We start from the raw sequence: 21,900 nt of genomic DNA on the forward strand, positions 1-21,900 counted from the left end.
GTCGCCATGGCCGCGCGCCGAGTGCTTGTCGTGGAGGATGACCCCGCCATCCGGCGCGGAATCGTGGATGCCCTGCGCTTCGAGGGCTATGAGGTCCTCGAAGCCGGGGCCCGCGCGGAAGGCCAGCAGCTGGCCGAGCGGACCCCGGTGGACCTGGTGCTGCTGGACCTCGTCCTCCCCGACGGCGACGGGCTGGAGCTGCTCCGGGCCGTGCGCAAGAGCCGGCCCACGCTGCCGGTCATCATCCTCACCGCCCGGGGCCAGGAGGAGGACCGGGTCAACGGCCTGAAGCTCGGCGCGGATGACTACGTGGTGAAGCCCTTCTCGGTGCGGGAGTTGCTGGCCCGAGCGGGGGCGGTGCTCCGGCGCTCGGCGGAGCGGCCCGCGGGTGTGGGCCGCATTGACTTCCCGGGCGGACACTTCGAGGTGGAGCGGCGCGAGCTGAGCTTCGAGGACGGCACCCGGGTGGACCTCTCCGAGCGTGAGGCGGACGCGCTGCGCTACCTGGGTGACAACGCCGGGCGCGCCATCTCCCGCGAGGAGCTGCTGGAGCGGGTGTGGCACCTGCCCGCTCGGGGTGTGCAGACGCGTACGGTGGATATGACGATGGCGCGCCTGCGGGAGAAGCTGCGCGACGACTCGGAGGAGCCGCGCGTCATCCTCACGGTGCGGGGCAAGGGATACATGTTCGCCGTGAAGGGCTCCGTGTCGTGATTCGCTCCTGGCGCATCTGGATTGCGGTGAGCGCATGCCTGTGTCTCGCGCTGGCGGGCGTGGTGTGGCTCTCCGCCTTCGCCCTGCGGCTGGACCGCGCGGACCGGCAGGCCCGGGAGAGCGCGGCGCGGGAGGAGAACGCGCGGCTGGCGCTGTGGCGGCTGGACTCGGACCTGCTGCCGCTGGTGGCGCGGGAGAGCGCGGTGGCGGCGGAGGCGTATGACTCCGTCTCTCCCGCGCGGGGCGTGCTCGACTCTCGGCGGCGGCCCATGCCAGAGGGCACGGTCTTCCTCGCCTCGCCGCTGCTGTCCCGGCTGCCGGAGCATGTGCTGCTCCACTTCCAGCTCGCTCCGGACGGGACGGTGTCCTCGCCGCAGGTGGTGGAGCCCGGGTTGCGCGACACGGTGGGCGCGGCGCTGCCCGTGGAGGATGCGACGGTGCTGGAGGACCGCCTGCAGGAGTTGACGGCGCTGCTGCGCGGGACGGACCTCCGGCGGGCGCTGGCGGAACCTCCGCTCCAGACTCGCAGGGCGGAGGCCCGGACCGAGCCCGCGAACACGCTGGCCGACATCTCCCAGGTGGCGAAGAACGTGAGCGAGTACAGCGCCCGCTCGCGCAGCGCGAACCAGGCCGTCCGCCAGAGCCAGGGCATGTCCAACTCCAACGTCTACCCGGACGTGTTTCCCGAGGCGGACGCCCCACTTCCCACCGAGGAGGGGGACGTGATGCGGGCCGTCTGGGTGGGAGACACGCTGCTGCTGGGTCGGCGCGTGCGCCTGGAAGGACAGGAGTACATCCAGGGCTGCTGGCTGGACTGGCCCGGCCTGCGCACGTGGTTGCTCGGGCAGATTCGGGACCTGCTGCCCTCGGCGGTGTTGGAGCCGGTGCGGGGCCGTGAGGCGCAGGGGGATGGCCGGATGCTGGCGGCGCTGCCGGTGCGGCTGGTGCCGGGGCAGGCGCCGGAGGGCGGGTACGGGACGGCGTCCATCTCCTCGCTGCCGGTGGTGCTGACGGTGGCGTGGAGCGGCGTGCTGCTGGCGGGCGTGGCGGTGGTGGCGCTCCTGGTGGGCGTGGTGGCGCTCAGCGAGCGGCGGGGCGCCTTCGTGTCCGCGGTGACGCACGAGCTGCGCACGCCGCTGACCACGTTCCGCATGTACACGGAGATGCTGGCAGCGGGCATGGTCCCCGACGAAGCCCGGCGGCAAGAGTACTTCGACATCCTCCACCGCGAGGCGGAGCGGCTGAGCCACCTGGTGGAGAACGTGCTGGCCTACGCCCGCATCGAGCGGGGCCGCGCCCCCGCGCGCCTGGAGCGGGTGCCCGTGGACGCCATGCTGGAGCGGATGGAGGAGCGGCTGGCGCAGCGCGCGGCGCAGGCGGACATGGAGCTGTGCGTGGACGTGCCCTCGGGCGTGGCGGTGCTGACGGACCCCTCCGCCGTGGAGCAGGTGCTCTTCAACCTCGTGGACAACGCGTCCAAGTACGCGGCCCCGGCGGTGGACCGGCGCATCCACGTGGAGCTGGAGCAGCGGCGGGGCCGGGTGGGCCTGTCGGTGAGGGACCACGGGCCCGGAGTGGACGCGGCGACGGCGAGGCGGCTCTTCGAGCCCTTCTCCAAGTCCGTGCAGACGGCGGCGAAGACGGCCCCGGGCGTGGGGCTGGGACTGGCGCTGTGTCGGCGGCTGGCGCGGAGCATGCGCGCGGACCTGCGCTACGAGCGCATGTCCGAGGGCGGAGCGCGGTTCGTGCTGTGGCTTCCGTCCGCCTGACGCCTCGGCGTGTCGAACACGGCTCCAGGGCCCGGCGCGGAAACGCCGCAAGGCGCGCACCGGGAGGCTCGTCCCCGGCGCGCGCCCCTGGCTTCAATGCTTCTTCAACCGACTACAGGCAGCCCTGGGTGACGCTGGCCACCTTGGAGGCGGACACGGCGCTGCACCCCGCGCCGTTGCACGCCTTGACCCACAGGTACGTGGTGCCGCTCACGTTCAGCGTGTAGGTGGTGCCCGCTCCCTGGGACACCATCGTGGAGCCGGCGGGGTTGTTGGTCGTGCTGGAGTACAGCCGGTACTCGGTGGCACCGGGCATGGCCGTCCAGCTCAGGTCATTCCAGCCGTGGCAAAGCTGCGAGCGGACGGTCAGCGTGGGCGCCGCGGGCGGCGTGCCCACCTGCACGGTGGACGAGGTGAGCCAGCCGCTGCAGCCGTACGCGTTGCAGGCACGGACGCGGTACTGGTACAGGCCAAACACGCGGCCGGTGATGGGGAACGAGGTCTCCGGCTGGCTCGCGCGGGCGACCCAGGTCCCGCTGCCCTTCTTCTCCTCCAGGTCGTAGTCGAGCGTGTTGGGCGTCGAGCTCCAGGTCACCGTGAAGGTGCCGTCGTTGTCCTGCGCCGGCACGTTGATGGCCGCCGGCACCGGCGGGGGCACCGTCGCCACCGCGGTGAGGGTCCGCGTCGTGGCACGGTTGAAGTTGCGCCCGGCCGAGTCCTTCAGCGCCGTGAAGGTGACGTTCCGGCTGTCCGCGGTGGCCCAGGTGTGGCTGGCCGTCGCGGTGGCACCGCTCACGTTCGTCTGAGCGCTGCCGTCAGCCCAGTTGATGCGGAAGTCGACGGGCTCCGGGAGCGGCACGCACTCGCGCGGCGTGAGCGTGTAGCTGGCCGCGGTGTTCACCCCGGGCGACTTCGGGCCGGAGACCATGGGGCTCAGCGGGTGGATGGCACCCGATGGGCCGATGGGCTGGAACATCAACGTCAGCCGCAGCGACTTGAAGGGCTGCTTGCCACGCAGCAGTTCCTGCGTGTCGTGCACCCGCCACGTGCCGGGCAGCACGTCGCCGAAGGGCCAGTCAATCCAGTCCCAGTCACCCTGGCCCGCCACTTTGTAGAAGTAGTAGAGCGACAGCTGGCCCTGCACGTCGACGAAGCCGCCGTTCACCGAGTCGAGGACTCCATCGGCGTTGGCATCACCGCAGACCTGGCCCAGGGCGTACCAGAACCGGGTGGGCGCGGACGCCTCGATGCCGAGCCCCGCGGAGGCGAACCACTCGTCATAGAGGTACGCCTTGAGCTCCAGGAAGGCATACGGCTTGGCGTCGACCTGGACGCTCGCTCCGCCGGTGAACGTGGGCGAGGCCAGGTTGCTGAACGCGAAGTCGGACGTGCGGGTCCCCGGCGTGCGGCTGCAGGAAGACAAATCACACGTGTAGTCGAAGCGCAGCGTGCCCGCGCCCGCGCTGGAGACGTCGATGGAGCCCGAGGCGCTCGCCGCGAACTGGAAGCCCACGCCCACCGGCATCTTCAGGCCGACGTGCACCGGCACGGGGCCGATGAAGAACGTCTGCCCGTAGTTGAAGATGTCTCCCAGCGTCTTGCGCCAGTCATTCTGGTAGCTCAGCGAGCCCTGTGCCGACAGGAGCGTCCCGTTGAGGTCCAGCTCACCCCAGGCCCGGGTGTTGATGAACTTCACCGCGTAGGGGACGCAGAGCCGTGACTTCTTGAAGGCGTACCGGAAGTCGAAGCCGGCCTGGCCGCTGATGGGGACGTTGACGTCCAGCGTGCCATTGAAGTGGCCGATGCTCTCATTCAAGTCGTAGCCGAAGCCGTTGAGGCTCTTCGTCTTGGAGATGGTCCGCTCCCGCCAGCCGGTGTCGCAGAAGAGGCCCAGGCCACTCACCTCGCCCGTGGGCTCGTCCGGCTCCACGTAGTCGGCGAAGGCCGTGGCCTCGTCGCCAGCCGCCACCGCCAGGGCCGCCTCCAGGTGGACGGCGATGGCCACCTGCTGCTCTCCGTCCGACGCCAGGGACGGAGGGAACTCCGCCGCCAGCTCCGCCTTGATGGACTCGGGCAGCGGTGCGCCGCCCAGGCCCATCAGGTTCTCCACGACGACGATGTGGCCGGTGGCGCTGGAGGTGGAGACCTCCCCGTCTCCGTCCTCCACGGTATTCGCCGGCATGACCTGCCACCCGTCTCCTTGTCTGATGACTCCGCCCGGCGCCGGCTCGGTTGCGTGGGCCGCGCCCGGCGTGCCCAGGAATACACTCGAGAAGACCGCCACCCACAGGGCCCCGAGGGCCCCTCTCACCTTGGTTTTCATCTGCCACTCCATGACGAATAGGGGAGGGCCCGTCCGGCACCCTTGCCAGCGGCGCCTCCCATCCGCTCATGCGCAGCGGCGGCGAGAAGTGGCTCATTCCCTGTTTCATCAGCTGTGTGGCGCTGTGGGCCTCCAGGCCGGGGGACAAAAAAATGATTGTCCGGTGAGGAGTATCGGCGGCTCCTACTCAAGGATTTCCCGCGAAGCCGTAGGTCATATGGAGCTCCGAATTTGAATTTCGGCCCGTCGGCGCTCCACATGCCCTGGAGGGCACCATGAGTATGTCTGAGCTGACAGTGCTGCTGGATGGTGCGCGCAAGGGGGACATGAGCGCGCGCGACGCGCTGATGGCGGTGGCCTACCAGGAGCTTCGGCAGCTGGCGCACTCCGCCATGCGGAGCGAGGCGTCGCACAGCACCCTACAGCCCACGGCGCTGGTGAACGAGGCGTGGATGCGCCTGTCCAGCGGCGGGGTGGCCTTCGAGAACCGACGCCACTTCTTCGGCGCGGCGGCCCAGGCGATGCGCCGGGTCCTGGTGGACCGCGCGCGGGTGCGCCGGGCGCAGAAGCGCGACGCGGGGCATGAGCGGATGAGCCTCAGCGACGTGGAGGTGGAGGCCCCGGCCGGCGTCCACATCGAGGTGCTGGAGCTGGAGCGGGCGCTGTCGGAGCTGGAGAGCTTCCAGCCGCGCCTGGCGCGCATGCTGGAGCTGCGCTACTTCGCGGGCCTGGGCATCCTCGAGACCGCGGCGGCGCTGGGCGTGTCGCCCGCCACCGTCAAGCGCGACTGGGCCTACGCGCGCGTCTGGCTGCTGGAGCGCCTGAGCAACTGAGCGGCGGCGGGCCCCCGTGCCCGGCCGCCGATGCGGGGGGGACGCCGGTGTCGAGCGAGTCAGCAGAGCAGGTGCGCGCGGCCGAGCAGCAGCGCGAGCAGGAGCTGTTCCTGGAGTGCCTGGAGCTGGCGCCCGAGGCGCGCACGGCCCGGCTTGAAGTGCTGGTTGCCGAGGGAGACGCGGTGCTGGTGGAGCGCCTGCGGCGCCTGCTGGCCCTGCACGCGCAGGTGGCCTCCCGCTCCCTGTCGTCACGAGGAGACACCCCCGACGGCGTGCCGCTGGAGCGCATCGGCGGCTACAAGGTGGTGCAGCGCCTGGGCGAGGGAGGCATGGGCGAGGTGTTCCTGGCCGCCCAGTCCGAGCCCGTGCGGCGGCTGGTGGCCGTCAAGGTGGTGAAGCCCGGCATGGACAGCCGCGAGGTGCTGGCGCGCTTCGACGCCGAGCGCCAGGCGCTGGCCCTCATGTCCCATCCGCACATCGCCCGCATCCTCGACGCGGGCGCCACCGAGGCGGGCCGCCCGTACTTCGTCATGGAGTACGTGCCCGGGGTGCCGCTGACGCGCTACTGCGATGAGGCCGGCCTGGGCGTGGAGGCGCGCCTGCGGTTGATGCAGGACGTCTGCGCGGCCGTGCAGCACGCGCACCACAAGGGCGTCATCCACCGCGACTTGAAGCCCTCCAACATCCTCGTCACCGAGGTGGACGGCCAGCCGCACCCCAAGGTCATCGACTTCGGCATCGCCAAGGCGACGAGCGCTCCGCTCACGGACTCGAGCCTGCACACGCGCGTCGGGCACATGATGGGCACGCCGGACTACATGAGCCCGGAGCAGGCGGCGGGCACGCCCCTGGATGTGGACACGCGCACGGACGTGTATTCGCTCGGGGCCATCCTCCACGAGCTGCTCACCGGCGCCACGCCCCATGGCTTCGGCCGGCGGGGAGACGCGCTCTCCGAGGTGCAGGCCCGGCTGCGCGAGGTGGACCCGCCGCGCCCGAGCGCCCGGGTGCGCAGCTCGGAGGAGGGGACGGCGCACGCGCGTCGCTGTGGACTGGATTCGCAGGGGGCGCTGGCGCGGCGCCTGTCGGGGGACGTGGACTGGGTGGTGCTGCGCGCCCTGGCGAGGGACCGCGGACGCCGCTACCCCACGGCGGCGGCGCTGGCGGAGGACCTCTCGCGGCACCTGCGGGACGAGCCCGTGGCGGCCCACGCGCCGTCGCTGACCTACAGCCTGGGCAAGTTCCTGCGCCGGCACCGGGCTTTCAGCGGGGCCGTGGCGTTGGTGGTGGCCGTGCTCTCGCTCTCCTCCGTGTTGCTGGCCCGGCAGGCGCGCGAGGTGGCGCGCGAGCGGGACCGGGCCAACGCCGAGGCCGCCACCGCCAACCGAGTCACGGACCTGCTGGCCGAGGTGTTCCGGGCGGCGGACCCGGGCGCGCGGGGCTCGGGCGCGGACCTCACGGCGCGGCAGCTCCTGGACCGGGGCACGAAGCGCGTCCTGGCGGACCTGCCCACGCCTTCGCCCGCGCGAGCGCGGCTGCTCCAGACGCTGGGCCGCGCGCACCTCAACCTGGGCCTGTACGCGGAGGCGATGCCGCTGGTGGAGCGGGCCCTCTCCGACAGCCGGCAGGTGAGGGGAGAGGAGGCGGAGGGCACCTTCGTGCTGCGGCGCGAGGTGGCCCTGCTGCAACGCCGCCTGGGCCGGCTGAAGGAGTCCGAGGCCACCTTCCAGGAGACGCTCGCGGCGGCGCGCAAGGCCCTGGGGCCCCGGCACCCCGAGGTGTGGATGGCCACCAGCGGGCTCGCCACCGTGTACCTCAGCCAGGAGCGGCTGCCGGAGGCGACGCCGCTGCTGGAGGCCGCCTTCGAGGGACTGAGGGCCGGACCAGGCCTGGAGGACGCGAGGACGCTGGCGGTGGGCAGTGACCTGGCCGCGTCGCGAGGGCAGTCCGGCCGCCATGCCGAGGCGGCGGAGCTGTTCACCACCGTCCTTCATGGGCGCGAGCGCTTGCTGGGGGAGCGTCACCCGGACACGCTGGCCACGGCTTCGAACCTGGCCGTGGCGCTCAAGAGCCTGGGCCGGTACGACGAGTCGATTGCCCTGAACCAGCGGGTGCTCGCCGCCCGCCGGGAGGTGCAGGGGCCGGAGCACCCGGAGGCGCTTCAGTCGCAGCAGAACCTCGCGCTGCTGTACCGCCGCAAGGGCGAGCACGCGAAGGCGGAGCCCCTCATGCGCGAGGCGCACGCGGGCCTGGAGCGGGTGCTGGGGCCCAATCACATGCAGACGCTGCACGCGACGTACAACCTGGGCCTGGTGCTGTCGGAGACCCCGGGGACGTACGCGGAAGGGGAGGCGCTCTTCCTGCGTGCGATGCAGGGCTACGACGCGGCGGTGGGGCCCCGCAACCTGCTGGTGCCCCGCGTCCGGGTGGCGCTGGCCAACCTCCACGCGAAGCGCGGTGACCTTGCGGCGGCGACGCGGGAGCTGAAGCTGGCGCTGGACGCGGGCTTGTCACGCAAGGTCGCGCTGGAGGACCCGACGATGACCTCCCTCCAGACGGTGCCGGAGCTGGCGACGCTCCTGGCGCATCATTAGATAGCGCGCTCCGTCAGCGCATCAGCAGCCGCCGCACGAGTGGCAGCGGCAGGCTGCCCTGGGCCACGAAGGCATCGTGGAACTGCTTGAGGCTGGCTCCCTGGGTCGTCGTGTAGTCACGGGCCAGTTGCTGAATCTCCAGCTTGCCGAACGTGTAATAGAGGTACGTCGGGTTGTAGGCGCCACGGCGGGCCTCCTCGTAGGCATTGGCCGGCTGCTGGAAGCAGCGCTCTCGGAAGAGGCGCGCCCCGTCCTCCACCGTCCAGCCGGCGGTGTGGAGCTTGATGCCGGTGACGTAGCGGCAGTCGCGCAGCAGCGCCTCGGAGAGCTGAGCCAGCCGCAGCTTCGGGTCCCCGTTGCCGTAGCCCTGGTCGAGCATCATCTCCTCCGTGTAGTGGGCCCAGCCCTCCGCGTTGCTTCCCACGCCCACCAGCTTGCGCACCTTGGTGGGGAAGCGCGGCGCATAGAGGAACTGGAGGTAGTGGCCGGGCCACACCTCGTGGATGTTGATGAGGTCCACCACGGGCTTGTTGTAGAGGCGCAGGTGCTCCTCCTTGTGCTGCGCCGTCCACTCCGGCTCCACCGGCGTGACGTAGTAGAACGCCTCGGTGGCCTTCGTCTCGAACGGGCCCGGCGTGTCCATGGATGCGAAGCTGCCCGAGCGCGCATAGGGCGGCGTCTCCTCCACGCGCGGGCGGACCTCGGAGGGGATGGTGACCAGGTCCTTCTCCAGCAGGAACTTCCGGACGCCCTCCACCGAGCGGCGCACGGAGGGAATCAGGTCCTCCGCCGTGGGGTGGTCCTTCTCCAGCGACGCCATCACCTGCGCGGGCGTGAGCTTCGGGTCGATGCGCTTCGCGGTGGCGACGAACGCCTGGTAGTCCTTCTCCAGATTCGCCTCGCCGCGCGCGAGCAGCTCCGGCAGCGGCAGGGAAATCATCTCCTCGTAGCGGAGCTTGGTGAGGAAGCGCTCCTCGCCCAGCGCGTAGCCGCCGGTGGAGCGGGGCAGCAGGTCCTGCTCCAGCCAGCGCGCGAAGTCCTTCACCGCCGCCACGGCCTGGGCGTTGGCCTGGGTGAACTCGGCCAGCAGCGCGGTGTCGCCGCCGGCCGCGTCCGTCGCCCACTGCGTCACCGAGCCCTCGAAGAAGCCCACCGAGCCCTTGGCCATGCGGAGCGCCAGGTCGGTGAACTCGCGAGGCGGGGCCTGCACGTTGGCCTTGCCCGCGGCGTAGACGGCGGGCACAGCCTTCAGGCGTGAGATGACCGAGCGCAGACGCTCCACCTTCGGGGCGAAGTCGCGCTTCATCAGGCCGTCCACCGCGCCGCCCGGCAGCCCGGCGTAGGACATGGGGTTCTTCTCCCAGCTCCGCACCACGCTCAACTCATAGTGGTCGGCGAGGAGCTGGTGCTCCAGGGCCTCGGCGTCGATGGCCTCGTCGAAGGAGAGCGAGGCCCGGTCCACCGCGCGCACGCGGGCGAGCAGCGCCTCCAACTCGCGGATGCGGGCTTCGATGCGCGGCCGGCTCAGGTCGTCCAGCCGGCCGTCATACTCATGCAGTCCGTACGAGGTGGCATTCGTCGGCGAGTAATCGAAGGCCGCCGCGAAGACGGCGTCCACCAGCTCCGGGAACTTCTCGCCCTTCGCGGAGGCGGCCAGGGGCGCCTCGGTGGCGGGCGGCGTGGCGGTGGGACCGGGCCCCTGCCGGGCGCAGGCGAGCAGGCCACAGGCGGAGACGAGCAGCAGACAGCGGAGGGACGGGAAGGCGCGCATGGCGCCGTTCTACCAACGGAAGAGGGGCCATGGGAGGCGAAGGCCCCGTGCGCCTGGGCTCACCCGCGCGCGGCCGGGCGCTCCGCCGAGAAGGCGAGGGGCGGCAGCGACTCCGGGCGGTCCCAGAGGGGGAAGTGGCTGCAGCCCTCCAGCTGCACCACCTTCACGTGCGGCCCGGCCCGCTGGGCGCTCTCCAGCATGGAGTGGGTATCGAGGACGCGGTCCTTCCCCGGGACGAGCACCGTGCCGCGCGGGAGGTGCTGGTAGAGGGAGTGGTCGCGCCCGTGAATCCAGTCCTCAATCCCCCGCAGGTTGGCGACCATGGTGGCGACGCGCTTGGGATTGAACGGGAAGGCCATGATGAGCTCGCGCTTGCGAGCGTTCTCCAGCGGGCCCCACGCGCCCCGGTTGCGCTGGGAGATGGGCTCCCTGCGCCACAGGGGGACGACGAAGGACATGAGCCACAGCTGGATGGCCGTGGTGCTCGTGTAGGGGCGCGCCTGGGGGAGGACGGGCGCCTCCAGCACCACCTCCACCTGCTTGAACAAGTCGGGCCGCATGGCGGCGGCCTCCAGGATGACGGCGCCGCCGCGCGAGTGGCCATGGACGCGGAGGGTGTCTGTCTTCGGCAGGTGCTCCAGCGCTTGCACCAGGACGGCGGCGTCGTAGGGGATGGAGCCCTCGCGCTCCGTGGGGACCTTCGCCCACGGCGCGGACCTGTACCGGGGCGCGGTGATGGGCACGTGGTAGTCGCAGCTCGTCAGCAGGATGAGCTGGAGGTCGGGGTCGCTGTAGTAGTCCGTGAAGTAGCGCATGTCGGCCACGAAGCCGTGCATGCAGATGACGGTGGCGCGCGGGTTGTCGGAGCGGCGCTCGGCGATGGCGGCCTTGCCCACCGGGTAGACATCCCCGTCGAAGGGCTCGCTCTTGCTCGGTGCGCACTCCCGGTGCAGCAGCCACTGCCTCAGGGCGAGCACGAGGACGACGGTAGCGACGAGAAGTCCGATGGCCAGGTACATGGTTGCTCCCAGGGCTTTCGAGAGGTCAGCTCACCTCGCGCATCATGTTGCGCGCGATGACGAGCTGCTGAATCTGGCTGGTGCCCTCGTACAGGCGGAACAGGCGCACGTCGCGGTAGAAGCGCTCGATGCCGTAGTCGGCGATGTAGCCGGCGCCGCCGAAAATCTGCACCGCGCGGTCCGCCACGCGCCCCACCATCTCACTCGCGTACAGCTTGCAGCACGAGGCCTCGGTGCTGACGTTCTGTCCCAGGTCTCGCTTGTGGGCCGCGTCCAGCACCATGCAGCGGGCGGCATAGGCCTCGGTGCGGCTGTCGGCCAGCATGGCCTGGATGAGCTGGAACTCGGCGATGGGCTTGCCGAACTGCTGCCGCTCCATTGCATAGCGCAGGCTCTCGCGGATGAGGCGCTCGGCGACGCCGACGCACACGGCGGCGATGTGGAGCCGGCCGCGGTCCAGCACCTTCATCGCCGTCTTGAAGCCCTGGCCCTCGCTGCCACCCAGCAGCTGGGACACGGGCACGCGGCAGTCCTCGAACAGGACGTCCGCGGTGTGCGTGCCCTTCTGTCCCATCTTCTTGTCGTACGGACCGATGTGCAGGCCCGGCGTGCCGGCCTCCACCAGGAAGGCGGAGATGCCACCGGCCCCCTTGTCCTCGGGGTTGGTGCGCGCCATCACCGTGAAGAGCCCGGCCTCCGGCGCGTTGGTGATGTAGCGCTTGGTGCCGTTGAGCACGTAGTGGTCGCCCACGCGGCGCGCGGAGGTGGTCAGCGAGGACGCGTCCGAGCCGGCGTTGGGCTCGGTCAGCGCGAAGGCGCCGACAATCTCTCCGGAGGCCAGCCGGGGCAGGTACTTCTTCTTCTGCTCCTCGGTGCCGTCCAGGACGATGCCCTGCGAGCCGATGCCGTTGTTGGTGCCGATGAGCGAGCGGAACGCGGGAGACGTCTGACCGAGCACGAAGGCCACCTGCACCTCCTGGCTCATGTTCAGGCCGATGCCGCCGTAGTCCGTCGGCGTGGACAGGCCGAACAGACCCAGTCGGCGCATCTCCTCCACCAGCTCCGGAGGAATGGCGTCCTCGTCCGCGACGCGGTGCTCGTTCGGCACCAGCCGCTCCTTGACGAAGCGGTCCAGCGTGGAGAGCAGCTGGGCCAGGGTGTCATCATCACAGGCCATGGGGTGCGTACTCCTCAGCGGCGCATCAGCGCGGCTTCGACATTGCGAACCAGGTTCACCAGCCGGGGGCCCAGGTCGAGCAGCAGCCTCTGGCGGGGCATCAGGAACGACGGGCCGCCACAGTTGAAGGCGAGGATTCCGCTGCCATCCGGAGGGATGAAGGGCACTCCCACCGCATTCACATCCCGGTCCCAGTCCCCGACGGAGAGGGTGAAGCCGTGCGTCTGGTAGTCCGCGAGGGCCTGTTCGATGCCGTCGCGCATGCGGGGCCACTTGTCCCCCTCGCGCTTGGACATGTGGTCCATGAAGTAGTTGCGCTCCGCCTCGGGCAGGGCAGCGAGCAGCGCCCGCCCCATGGCCGTGGTGGCCAGCGGCAGCCGTGAGCCGATGTCCAGCCGCAGCGTCACCGCCGCGGTGGAGCGGCAGTGCTCCACGTACACGACGTTGAGCCTGTCGCGGCTGCCCAGCGACACGGGGACGTTGGCGTAGTCCGCCAGGTCCTGCATCAGTGGCCTCGCCACGTCGCGCACGCCCATGTTGGAGAGGGCCGCGAAGCCGAGCGCCAGCACCCGCGTGCCGAGCTGGTACTTCCCCAGCCGCTCCGAATAGGTGAGGTAGCCCAGCCGCGTCAGCGTGTGTGTGAGTCGGGAGATGGTCGGCTTGGGCAGGCCCGTGCTCGCCGCCAGCTCCTGGTTGCCGAGCATCGGCCGCTGCGGCGTGAAGGCGCGCAGGATTTCCAACCCGCGCGCCAGCGCTGTCACGAACTGACGGTCCTTGACCTCCTCGTCGCCCGATTGCTCGAGCGACTCCATGAAGGTGATCCCGGTGTCATTCGTGGGTGCGTAGGAGCCAGGGGGACGGGACATGGCGGTCCTGGAAAGAGTGGGATTGCAAGGACCATAAACAGTCGGTAGATAGGGGTCAAGGTTTTGCGAAACTCAATTTCGCTGTGCGAAATTAGGGAAAACCCGCTTATGGAACTGGGAATCGTCGGCACCGGCACCATGGGCCGGGGCATCGCGCAGCTGGCGGCGCAGGCTGGCATCTCCGTGCGTCTGCTGGACTCGCGCCTCAACGCCGCCGAGGAAGCACGCACCGGCGTGGGCGCGACGCTGGACTCGCTCGCGGCCAAGGGCCGTCTGTCCGCCGAGGAGGCGCGCGCGGCGACGGCCCGGCTCCAGCCCATCCAGAGCGAGGCCGGGCTCGCCGGCTGTCACGTGGTGGTGGAGGCCATCGTCGAGGACCTCCGGGCGAAGCAGGAGCTGTTCACCCGACTGGAGCCCATCGTCGGCCCCGGGTGCCTGCTGGCGACCAACACCTCGTCGCTGTCCGTGACGGCCATCGCCGCCGCGTGCGAGCGGCCCGGGCGCGTGGGCGGGTTCCACTTCTTCAATCCGGTGCCGTTGATGAAGGTGGTGGAGGTCATCGAGGGCGCGCGCACCGAGCCCTGGGTCGGCGAGGCGCTGGTCTCCCTCGCGCATCGCCTCGGCCACCGGCCGGTCCGCGCTTCGGACACGCCCGGCTTCATCGTCAACCACGCCGGCCGGGGCTTCGGCACGGAGGCGCTGCGCATCCTCCAGGACGGCATCGCTTCCTTCGACGAGGTTGACCGCATCCTCCGCGACGCGGCCGGGTTTCGGATGGGGCCCTTCGAGCTGCTGGACCTGACGGGGCTGGACGTCTCGCACCCGGTGATGGAGTCGGTCTACGAGCAGTTCTACCAGGAGCCCCGCTTCCGCCCGTCGTACGTGCTGCGTCGGCGGCTGGCGGCGGGGCTGCTCGGCCGGAAGACGGGACGCGGCTTCTACGTGCATGAGGGCGGCAAGCAGCAGCCCGTTCCGGCACCGCCGGTGCCGCAAGGCGAGCGTCGCCCGGTGTGGGTGGGTGCGGAGGAGGCGGGGTGGACCGAAGCGCTTCGCAATGTGGTGGGCGCGGCGGGCTTGCCCCTCGACAGCGGGGCGCGTCCCGGTCCGGAGTCCCTGTGTCTGGTGGCTCCATTGGGGCATGACGCGACCACCACCGCGCTGGCCCTGGAGTTGGACGCCGAGCGCACGGTGGCGGTGGACCTGCTGCTCGGCCCGGAGCGCCGCCGCACGGTGATGACGACGCCGGTGACGCGGCCCGCGTTCCTGGACTCGGCCTGGGCGCTGCTCGCTGCTGATGGCACGGCGGTGTCGCGCATCCACGACAGTCCGGGCTTCGTCTCCCAGCGCGTGCTCGCCACCATCGTCAACATCGCCTGCGACCTCGCGCAGCAGCGCATCGCCAGCCCGGAGGACATCGACGCGGCGGTGACGCTCGGCCTCGGCTACCCCCGGGGCCCGCTGGCCTGGGGCGACGCGCTGGGGCCCCGACGGCTGCTGAAGGTGTTGGAGGCGCTGCATGCCGCCACGGGTGACGCGCGCTACCGCACCAGTCCATGGCTGTCCCGCCGGGCGCGGCTCGGCGTCTCGCTCCTCACTCCGGAGGGATGAATCCCATGAGCCCCATGAGTGCCTACATCTACGATGGCCTGCGGACGCCGTTCGGCCGCCACGCCGGCACGCTGGCGCCGGTGCGCCCCGATGACCTGCTGGCCGGCGTCATCCGCGCGGTGCTCGCGCGCGGCCCCTTCGAGCCCCACGAGGTCGAGGACGTCGTCATCGGCTGCACGAACCAGGCGGGCGAGGACAGCCGCAACGTCGCGCGGCACGCGGCGCTGCTCGCCGGACTGCCCATCGAAGTCGCGGGGCTGACCGTCAACCGCCTGTGCGGCAGCGGGCTGGCGGCGGTGCTCGACGCGGCGCGCGCCGCCATGACGGGGCAGGGGGAGCTGTTCATCGCCGGTGGGGTGGAGAGCATGAGCCGTGCGCCCTTCGCCATGGCCAAGGGCGAGTCCGCCTTCAGCCGCGACGCGCGTATCTACGACACGACGATGGGCGCGCGCTTTCCCAACCCTCGCCTCATCGCGGGCTTCGGCGACGACACGATGCCGCAGACGGCGGACAACGTCGCGAAGGACCTGGGCATCGGCCGCGAGCCGAGCGACCGCTTCGCCCTGGCCTCGCAGCGGAAGTACGCGGCGGCCCTGGCCTCCGGCTTCTACACGGGGGAGTTGGTGCCCGTGGAGCTTCCGGGCCGGAAGGGCACTGTCATCCGCGTGGAGGTGGACGAGCACCCACGTCCGGAGACCACGCTCGGCAAGCTGGCCGCGCTGCAGCCGCTGGCAGCGGACGGCGTCGTCACCGCGGGCAGCGCGTCGGGCATCAACGACGGGGCGGCGGCCCTGCTGGTGGGCACGCTGGGCGTGGGCGAGCGGGCCGGGTGCAAGCCGCTGGCGCGCATCGTCTCGGCCGCCGTCGCGGGAGTGCCGCCGCGCACCATGGGCCTGGGCCCCGTCCCCGCCGCGCGCAAGGCGCTGGAGCGGGCCAGGCTGACGCTCGCGGACCTGGACGTCATCGAAATCAACGAGGCCTTCGCCGTGCAGGTGCTGGGCTGCCTCAAGCTGCTCGAATTGAGCGAGGACGACAGCCGCGTGAACCCGAACGGGGGCGCCATCGCCCTCGGTCATCCGCTGGGCGCGTCGGGTGCGCGCCTGGCGCTGACGGCCGCGCGCCAGCTCCAGGTGGGTGGAGGCCGCTACGCGCTCGTCAGCATGTGCATCGGTGTGGGGCAGGGCATCGCCGCCATCCTGGAGAGGGCCTGAACACCATGAGCCAGCGCGCCACGTTCCATTGGGAAGACCCGTTCCTCCTCGAAGAGGAGCTGAAGGAGGAGGAGCGGCTGCTCCGCGACACCGCTCGCAACTACTGCCAGCGGCAGCTTTTGCCGCGCGTCCTCGAGGCCAACCGCCACGAGGTGTTCCACCGCGAAATCATGAATGAGCTGGGCAGCCTCGGCCTGCTCGGCTCCACGCTGCCGCCCGAGTACGGAGGGGCCGGCGCGTCATACGTGTCCTATGGCCTGCTCGCGCGCGAGGTGGAGCGCGTGGACTCCGGCTACCGCTCCGCGATGAGCGTGCAGTCGTCGCTCGTCATGTACCCCATCCACGCGTACGGCTCGGAGGCGCAGCGGCGCAAGTATCTGCCAGGGCTGGCGAAGGGGGAACTCGTCGGCTGCTTCGGGCTGACCGAGCCCGACGCCGGCTCCGACCCTGGCGCCATGCGCAGCCGTGCCCGGAAGGCGCCGGGCGGCTACCGCCTCTCCGGCACCAAGCAGTGGATTACCAACTCGCCCATCGCGGACGTCTTCGTCGTCTGGGCGAAGGACGAGAGCGACGAGATTCGCGGCTTCGTGCTGGAGAAGGGCATGAAGGGGCTCACCGCGCCGAAGATTGAAGGCAAGTTCTCGCTGCGCGCCTCGTCGACGGGCGGCATCGTCATGGACGACGTGTTCGTCCCCGAGGAGAACCTGTTCGCCGGGGTGAAGGGCCTGAAGGGGCCGTTCGGGTGCCTGAACAACGCGCGCTACGGCATCTCCTGGGGCTCCATGGGCGCGGCGGAGTTCTGCTGGCACACGGCGCGCGCGTACTCGCTGGAGCGCCAGGTGTTTGGCCGGCCGCTGGCCGCCAACCAGCTCATCCAGAAGAAGCTGGCGGACATGCAGACGGAAATCACCCTGGGGCTGACGGCGGCGCTGCGCCTGGGGCGGATGAAGGACGCGGAGAAGGCGGCGCCGGAGGCCATCTCCCTGCTCAAGCGCAACAACTGCGGCAAGGCGCTGGATATCGCACGCACCGCTCGCGACATGCTGGGCGGCAACGGAATCTCGGACGAGTACCACGTCATCCGGCACGTGATGAACCTGGAAGCGGTGAACACCTACGAGGGCACCCACGATGTCCACGCGCTCATTCTCGGGCGCGCACAGACGGGCATCCAGGCCTTCAGCTGACCCTGGGAGACACCCATGCAAGGCTTCGACAAGCTCTATATCAACGGTGAGTGGACCCCCTCGCGGGGCACGGGGCACTTCGACGTGCTCAGTGCCTCGACGGAGGAGGTGATGGGCCGCATCCCCGACGGCACCGAGGAGGACGTGGACCGCGCGGTAAAGGCGGCGCGCGCTGCCTTCGACGCGTGGTCCACCCGGCCCGCCGCCGAGCGCGCACAGGTGCTGGCGCGGCTCCAGCAGGGCCTGACGGCGCGGCAGGACGACCTGGCGCGCACGATTACGGGCGAGGTGGGCATGCCCCTCGCCCTGGCGAAGCCCATCCAGGTGGGCACGCCCATCACCGTGACGGGCACCTACGTGCAGCTCCTCCAAGAGTACGCCTTCGAGGAGCAGGTGGGGAACTCACTGGTGGTGAGTGAGGCGGTGGGCGTCGTGGCCTGCATCACCCCCTGGAACTACCCGCTGCATCAAATCATCGCCAAGGTGGCCCCGGCCCTGGCCGCGGGCTGCACCGTCGTCCTCAAGCCCAGCGAAGTGGCTCCGCTCAACGCCTTCATCCTCGCGGAAGTCGTGCACGAGGCCGGTGTCCCGGCGGGAGTCTTCAACCTCGTGTCTGGGACGGGCGTTGTCGTGGGCGAGGCGCTGGTCCGCCACCCCGAGGTGGACATGGTGTCCTTCACCGGCTCGACGCGCGCCGGGCGGCGGGTGTCGGAGTTGGCCTCCGCCACCATCAAGCGCGTGGCGCTGGAGCTGGGCGGCAAGTCGGCGGCCATCGTCCTGGACGACGCGAACCTCAAGACGACCGTGAAGCGGGTGGTCAGCAACTGCTTCCTCAACTCCGGGCAGACGTGCTCGGCGCACACGCGCCTGCTCGTCCCGCGCTCCCTGCATGAAGAGGCGGCGCGGCTCGCGGCCGAGGCGGCTGCTGGCTTCACCGTGGGAGACCCGTTCAAGGGCGAGGCGAAGCTCGGCCCCCTCACCTCCGAGGCACAGCGCGCGCGCGTGCGCGAGTACATCCAGCAGGGCCTCCGTGAGGGGGCCACGCTCGTCGCAGGAGGGCCCGAGCAGCCCGAGGGGCTCCCGAAGGGCTACTACGTGAAGCCCACGGTCTTCGCTGGCGTCACGCCGGAGATGACCATCGCCCAGGAGGAGATCTTCGGGCCCGTGCTCGTCATCATGCCGTACGAGGACGAGGACGACGCCATCCGCATCGCCAACAGCACCATCTACGGCCTGTCGGGCGCTGTCTGGTCCGGCGATGTCGAGCGGGCGAAGCGTGTGGCCCGCCGGATGCGCACCGGCCAGGTGGACATCAACGGCGGTCGCTTCAACCCGCTGGCGCCCTTCGGTGGCTACCGGCAGTCCGGCCATGGTCGCGAGTTCGGCCGGCACGGGCTGGAGGAGTTCCTGGAGCACAAGGCGATGCAGCTCTGAATCCCGTTTCCGGAAGTCCGCTGACCTCTTCGCTGTCCCCGTTCCCCACCGCATCTGGAGCAAGCCACCATGAAGGCTGCCGTGTGTTTCGAGAAGGACAAGCTGACCATTGACGACATCCGCTTCGACCCGCCGCAGGCGCAGGAGGTGCTCGTCCGGATGGTGGCGTGTGGCGTCTGTCACACGGACCTGTCGGTGCTGAACGGCACCGTGAAGATGAAGCTCCCGTGTGTGCTGGGCCACGAGGGGGCGGGCATCGTCGAGGAGGTGGGCGCGGGCGTCACCCACCTGAAGAAGGGCGACAAGGTCGTCCTCTCGTGGGTGGCGCAGTGTGGCGAGTGCTACTACTGCCGCATCCAGCGCCCGAACCTGTGTCTGCTCGGTGAGAAGATCAACGCCAGCAACCGGATGCCGGACGGGAGCACCCGGCTGCGCAAGGGGGAGCAGGACCTGAACGTCTTCTCCGCGCTGGGGGCCCTGTCCGAGTACGCCGTCGTCCACTCACGCGCGGCGGTACGGCTGCCCGAGGAGGCTCCGCTGGACAAGGCCGCGCTGATTGGCTGCGCGGTGGCGACGGGCGTGGGGGCGGTGTTCAACACGGCCGAGATGCCGCAAGGGCAGACGGTGGCGGTGTTCGGCGCCGGTGGCGTGGGGCTCAACATCATCCAGGGCGCGGCGATTGCGAAGGCGGAGCGCATCATCGCGGTGGACGTGCACCCGCAGAAGCTGGAGCTGGCGAAGGTCTTCGGGGCGACGGACGTGGTGGACGCGAAGGCCGGAGACCCGGTCGCCGCCATCCGCGAGCTGACCCACGGCCGTGGCGCGGACTACGCGTACGAGGCCGTGGGCCGCAAGGAGACCATCGAGCAGGCGTACCTGTGCACGCGCAAGGCGGGCACCTGTGTCGTCGTCGGCGTGGGGAGCGTGAAGGAGCAGATCAGCCTGAACGTCTTCGTGCTGCCGCTGATGGAGAAGCGGCTGCTCGGCTCGTGGTTCGGCACGGCGGACGTGCACCGCGACATGCCGAAGCTGGTCGACCTGTACACGCAGGGGAAGCTCAAGCTGGATGAGCTGGTGACGAAGACGTACCAGCTCGACCAGCTCGACGCGGCCTTCGCCGACATGCAGAGCGGGGTGAATGCCCGCGGCGTCGTCCTCTTCTGACCCGACTCTCGCCAGCTCGAGGGCAGGCGCGCTCAGTATTCTTTCAGGAGCGCGCTGCCCATCGTGAGGCCGAGCCGCTTGAACAGCGCCGAGAGCTTCGCCTTTGGGATGAGCTTCTTGGCGGACGCCTCGACGCGGAGGAGCGAGAAGGCAAGCTGGTCGAGCGACGTGAAGGCCGGAGCGACAGTGCCTTCCTCGTGCGCGTAGCGGACGACCTCACCCGTGGTGACGTCGAGAAGAAACATCTCGCCGGACCCGTCGCTCGCGATGCCGACGTACTTGTCGTCGTTGGCTCCGTACAAATCCTCCTTCTTGCAGTCGAAGCCATAGCTGTCGAAGTCGAACGCAAGGGTCATCGACGGCACCCCCCCGCCGGTCACCACGTCGTCGAGCGCGCGACCCGCGGGAACGGCGCGAACCTTCTCGCTGCCACTTTTCGACACGCGCGGCGCCTTCGGGAAGAAGCGCGCCGCGTCCGACGCGAAGTCGCCGCGCTCGATGTAGCCGGTGAGGGTGCTCGCCTCGACGTTCTCGCCCCATTCGGTGAGCGAGGTCACGCCCGTGTCGATAGGAGTGCCGTCCTTGGCGAAGTACGTCGTGTTCTTCAGCTTGCCCTTGACGAAGACCGCCGTCAGGCGATGGGGCCACGGCTTGGGAACCTTGAAGACCTTGGGCAGAAGCGTGGTGCCGGCGTACTCGAACAGTGCACCGTTGGCGGGTCCGATGACCCATTCGACGGTGCCGTCAATCACGCCGTCACGGAGCTCGACTCGCAGCGTGTCCGGGAAGTCGAAGCCGGCTCGGAAGCGCACCTCGACCAGTGCACCGTTCGCAAATGTTGCGAGCATCGTGTTGGTCGGCCCCTTCGGCAGGCCGAGCGCAGCCTGCATGGCCACACGCGGCGCGTGCTCGGACATCTGGTGGATGGCGAGCGACCATTTGATCTCCCCGTCGAGCTTGCCGTCCTTCCGGGTGGCATCGAGCAGCAGCATGCCCGACGGATGGATCCACAGGCGCTCGCGCGCGTCGTTGGGGCCACCGTCTCGCCAGAGGTTGGCGCTGGCATCGAAGGTGGCTTCGGGGGGGACGTCCTTGGGGCGTGGCTCCGTAGTCATTGCGCCAGACGCTACGTGTTTGACCGCGCACTGCCCAGGGCGTTTTTCGCGGCTGCAGAGGGGCGCCGCTCGCTGCTACTTCTGGTGGATGCGAATGAAGTTGATCTTGTTGTTGGCGGCGCCAGGCGCGCTGCGCACGGTGAGGCGACCGTCCGACACCGCCACCACGCCTGAGCCATTGGTGAAGCCGTAGCCGGTCGGCACGCCGCTGAGCAGCACCGAGTCCTCCACCTGGATGCGGTACGAGCCGTTCTTCGTGCTGGGGTCTCCCGCCATGAGGTCAATCGCGTAGACGCCGTTGGGCACGGCAATCTCCCAGACGCGGTCTCCACCCTGCTGCATGCGCGCGTGCCGCTGCGCGAGGATGTCGATGTCGTAGCCCGCGTCCACCATGTTGGCCGTGTTGTCCACGTTCCACCCATAGGAGAAGCCGTAGGCGCGGCTCCCATAGACCTGGCCGTAGTCGGTGAGCATTCCGTAGATCTCCACGGGAGAGGCCGAGGCGGGCTGGAAGTTGATGTCGACCCCGAACTTCCGCTTCACCTCCACGAAGGCCAGCTTGTTGTTCACCGCGAAGCTGTCGTTGCGGAGGGTCAGCCGGCCGTCATTCACATCGACGGTGCTCACCGACTCGACGAAGCGCTGCCCGTCGGTGGGCGTGCCCTTCAGCACGTGGCCGTAGTACTCGACGCTGAAGATGTAGTCGCTGTCGAAGAAGCCCGGGTCGCCAGCCACCAGCCGGACCTCGTAGTAGCCGTTGGGGACGGCCAGCTCCCAGGTGAAGTTGCCGCCGTTCTGCGTGCGGATGACGGTGTCGTAGGCCTGGGATGGCGTGTTCGCGTCATTCCGGTCGCGCGTGTTGGTCGTGTTGTCCGCGCTCCACCCGTACGTGTAGCCATTGCCCCGGCTCCCGAACACCTGTCCCGAGTCCACGACGAAGCCGGCAGGTACGGGCGCGTTGGCGGGCTGGAAGTTCACCCGCACCTCGAAGGGAACGAACGGAGAGAAGGGGACGGTCTGCGCCGCGGCCGGAGCGCCGAGCAGCGCCAGCCCGCCCAGCGCCGCCAGACGCAGCGTCTTCGTGAGGAGTGTCTTCATGATGTGGACCTCGAGGG

At 70.1% G+C, this 21,900-nt stretch carries 16 protein-coding genes; 9 read left to right on the forward strand and 7 right to left on the reverse strand.

The window, feature by feature from the left end:
• The first annotated feature begins 6 nt into the window (after nucleotides 1-6).
• Together G4D85_RS17690 and G4D85_RS17695 are read left to right on the forward strand one after the other, a co-directional pair.
• The gene (locus tag G4D85_RS17690; RefSeq protein ID WP_164013386.1) at nucleotides 7-714 is read left to right on the forward strand and encodes a response regulator transcription factor; all 708 of its coding nucleotides are present in this window, start codon (nucleotides 7-9) and stop codon (nucleotides 712-714) included.
• Nucleotides 711-2,483, forward strand: a complete 1,773-nt coding sequence (locus G4D85_RS17695) for a sensor histidine kinase (RefSeq protein WP_164013387.1) — start codon at nucleotides 711-713, stop codon at nucleotides 2,481-2,483. The genes G4D85_RS17690 and G4D85_RS17695 overlap by 4 nt, the downstream gene beginning before the upstream one ends.
• 112 nt (nucleotides 2,484-2,595) lie before the next feature.
• On the opposite strand, the gene G4D85_RS17700 is transcribed toward G4D85_RS17695, so the two are convergent.
• On the reverse strand, nucleotides 2,596-4,665 hold the full coding sequence (locus G4D85_RS17700; RefSeq protein ID WP_164013388.1) for a phage tail protein: 2,070 nt from the start codon (nucleotides 4,663-4,665) through the stop codon (nucleotides 2,596-2,598).
• 416 nt (nucleotides 4,666-5,081) lie between these two features.
• Between G4D85_RS17700 and G4D85_RS17705 the strand changes: the two genes are divergently transcribed.
• Together G4D85_RS17705 and G4D85_RS17710 are read left to right on the forward strand one after the other, a co-directional pair.
• A complete protein-coding gene (locus tag G4D85_RS17705; RefSeq protein ID WP_240359341.1) occupies nucleotides 5,082-5,639 on the forward strand; it encodes a sigma-70 family RNA polymerase sigma factor in 558 nt (185 codons plus the stop codon).
• A 47-nt stretch (nucleotides 5,640-5,686) separates the two neighbouring features.
• The gene (locus G4D85_RS17710; RefSeq protein ID WP_164013389.1) at nucleotides 5,687-8,233 is read left to right on the forward strand and encodes a serine/threonine-protein kinase; all 2,547 of its coding nucleotides are present in this window, start codon (nucleotides 5,687-5,689) and stop codon (nucleotides 8,231-8,233) included.
• Between the two features lie 13 nt (nucleotides 8,234-8,246).
• On the opposite strand, the gene G4D85_RS17715 is transcribed toward G4D85_RS17710, so the two are convergent.
• From G4D85_RS17715 to G4D85_RS17730, 4 genes are read right to left on the reverse strand one after another with little or no spacing between them, the layout of a single operon-like run.
• Nucleotides 8,247-10,004 carry a DUF885 domain-containing protein gene (locus tag G4D85_RS17715; protein WP_164013390.1) on the reverse strand — a complete coding sequence of 586 codons (1,758 nt, stop codon included), beginning with the start codon at nucleotides 10,002-10,004 and terminating at the stop codon, nucleotides 8,247-8,249.
• A gap of 59 nt (nucleotides 10,005-10,063) precedes the next feature.
• On the reverse strand, nucleotides 10,064-11,023 hold the full coding sequence (locus tag G4D85_RS17720; RefSeq protein WP_164013391.1) for an alpha/beta fold hydrolase: 960 nt from the start codon (nucleotides 11,021-11,023) through the stop codon (nucleotides 10,064-10,066).
• A gap of 25 nt (nucleotides 11,024-11,048) precedes the next feature.
• Nucleotides 11,049-12,200: an acyl-CoA dehydrogenase family protein gene (locus G4D85_RS17725; protein WP_164013392.1), complete on the reverse strand. Its 1,152-nt coding sequence runs from the start codon at nucleotides 12,198-12,200 to the stop codon at nucleotides 11,049-11,051.
• A gap of 14 nt (nucleotides 12,201-12,214) precedes the next feature.
• A complete protein-coding gene (locus tag G4D85_RS17730; RefSeq protein ID WP_240359342.1) occupies nucleotides 12,215-13,066 on the reverse strand; it encodes an IclR family transcriptional regulator in 852 nt (283 codons plus the stop codon).
• Between the two features lie 108 nt (nucleotides 13,067-13,174).
• On the opposite strand from G4D85_RS17730, the gene G4D85_RS17735 reads away from it, so the two are divergent.
• The 5 genes from G4D85_RS17735 (at nucleotide 13,175) to G4D85_RS17755 (ending at nucleotide 19,670) form a co-directional block, all read left to right on the forward strand.
• Nucleotides 13,175-14,674 carry a 3-hydroxyacyl-CoA dehydrogenase gene (locus G4D85_RS17735; protein WP_164013395.1) on the forward strand — a complete coding sequence of 500 codons (1,500 nt, stop codon included), beginning with the start codon at nucleotides 13,175-13,177 and terminating at the stop codon, nucleotides 14,672-14,674.
• A 5-nt stretch (nucleotides 14,675-14,679) separates the two neighbouring features.
• Nucleotides 14,680-15,885, forward strand: a complete 1,206-nt coding sequence (locus G4D85_RS17740) for a 3-oxoadipyl-CoA thiolase (RefSeq protein ID WP_275900294.1) — start codon at nucleotides 14,680-14,682, stop codon at nucleotides 15,883-15,885.
• 5 nt (nucleotides 15,886-15,890) lie between these two features.
• Nucleotides 15,891-17,072, forward strand: coding sequence for an acyl-CoA dehydrogenase (locus G4D85_RS17745; protein ID WP_205525584.1), 1,182 nt, complete (start codon nucleotides 15,891-15,893; stop codon nucleotides 17,070-17,072).
• Nucleotides 17,073-17,087: 15 nt separating this feature from the next.
• Nucleotides 17,088-18,506, forward strand: coding sequence for an aldehyde dehydrogenase family protein (locus G4D85_RS17750; protein ID WP_164013397.1), 1,419 nt, complete (start codon nucleotides 17,088-17,090; stop codon nucleotides 18,504-18,506).
• Between the two features lie 69 nt (nucleotides 18,507-18,575).
• On the forward strand, nucleotides 18,576-19,670 hold the full coding sequence (locus tag G4D85_RS17755; protein ID WP_164013399.1) for a Zn-dependent alcohol dehydrogenase: 1,095 nt from the start codon (nucleotides 18,576-18,578) through the stop codon (nucleotides 19,668-19,670).
• Nucleotides 19,671-19,702: 32 nt separating this feature from the next.
• Here G4D85_RS17755 and G4D85_RS17760 read toward each other — a convergent pair whose 3' ends face one another.
• Complete coding sequence (locus G4D85_RS17760; RefSeq protein ID WP_240359343.1) at nucleotides 19,703-20,662, reverse strand: SMI1/KNR4 family protein; 960 nt, start codon at nucleotides 20,660-20,662, stop codon at nucleotides 19,703-19,705.
• Between the two features lie 198 nt (nucleotides 20,663-20,860).
• Entirely contained in the window at nucleotides 20,861-21,883 is a 1,023-nt protein-coding gene (locus G4D85_RS17765; protein WP_164013403.1) for a hypothetical protein, read from the reverse strand.
• Between the last annotated feature and the right edge of the window lie 17 nt (nucleotides 21,884-21,900).

This window comes from Pyxidicoccus trucidator, from assembly GCF_010894435.1.
Classification (GTDB): domain Bacteria; phylum Myxococcota; class Myxococcia; order Myxococcales; family Myxococcaceae; genus Myxococcus; species Myxococcus trucidator.

What these genes read in the sequence shown, in the direction of transcription:
- G4D85_RS17690 (WP_164013386.1), top strand. Translation starts at nt 7, where the DNA reads ATGGCCGCGCGCCGAGTGCTTGTCGTGGAGGATGACCCCGCCATCCGG.
- G4D85_RS17700 (WP_164013388.1), bottom strand. Translation starts at nt 4,665, where the DNA reads ATGCCGGCGAATACCGTGGAGGACGGAGACGGGGAGGTCTCCACCTCC.
- G4D85_RS17705 (WP_240359341.1), top strand. Translation starts at nt 5,082, where the DNA reads ATGAGTATGTCTGAGCTGACAGTGCTGCTGGATGGTGCGCGCAAGGGG.
- G4D85_RS17715 (WP_164013390.1), bottom strand. Translation starts at nt 10,004, where the DNA reads ATGCGCGCCTTCCCGTCCCTCCGCTGTCTGCTGCTCGTCTCCGCCTGT.
- G4D85_RS17720 (WP_164013391.1), bottom strand. Translation starts at nt 11,023, where the DNA reads ATGTACCTGGCCATCGGACTTCTCGTCGCTACCGTCGTCCTCGTGCTC.
- G4D85_RS17725 (WP_164013392.1), bottom strand. Translation starts at nt 12,200, where the DNA reads ATGGCCTGTGATGATGACACCCTGGCCCAGCTGCTCTCCACGCTGGAC.
- G4D85_RS17730 (WP_240359342.1), bottom strand. Translation starts at nt 13,066, where the DNA reads ATGTCCCGTCCCCCTGGCTCCTACGCACCCACGAATGACACCGGGATC.
- G4D85_RS17735 (WP_164013395.1), top strand. Translation starts at nt 13,175, where the DNA reads ATGGAACTGGGAATCGTCGGCACCGGCACCATGGGCCGGGGCATCGCG.
- G4D85_RS17740 (WP_275900294.1), top strand. Translation starts at nt 14,680, where the DNA reads ATGAGCCCCATGAGTGCCTACATCTACGATGGCCTGCGGACGCCGTTC.
- G4D85_RS17745 (WP_205525584.1), top strand. Translation starts at nt 15,891, where the DNA reads ATGAGCCAGCGCGCCACGTTCCATTGGGAAGACCCGTTCCTCCTCGAA.
- G4D85_RS17750 (WP_164013397.1), top strand. Translation starts at nt 17,088, where the DNA reads ATGCAAGGCTTCGACAAGCTCTATATCAACGGTGAGTGGACCCCCTCG.
- G4D85_RS17755 (WP_164013399.1), top strand. Translation starts at nt 18,576, where the DNA reads ATGAAGGCTGCCGTGTGTTTCGAGAAGGACAAGCTGACCATTGACGAC.
- G4D85_RS17760 (WP_240359343.1), bottom strand. Translation starts at nt 20,662, where the DNA reads ATGCTGCTGCTCGATGCCACCCGGAAGGACGGCAAGCTCGACGGGGAG.
- G4D85_RS17765 (WP_164013403.1), bottom strand. Translation starts at nt 21,883, where the DNA reads ATGAAGACACTCCTCACGAAGACGCTGCGTCTGGCGGCGCTGGGCGGG.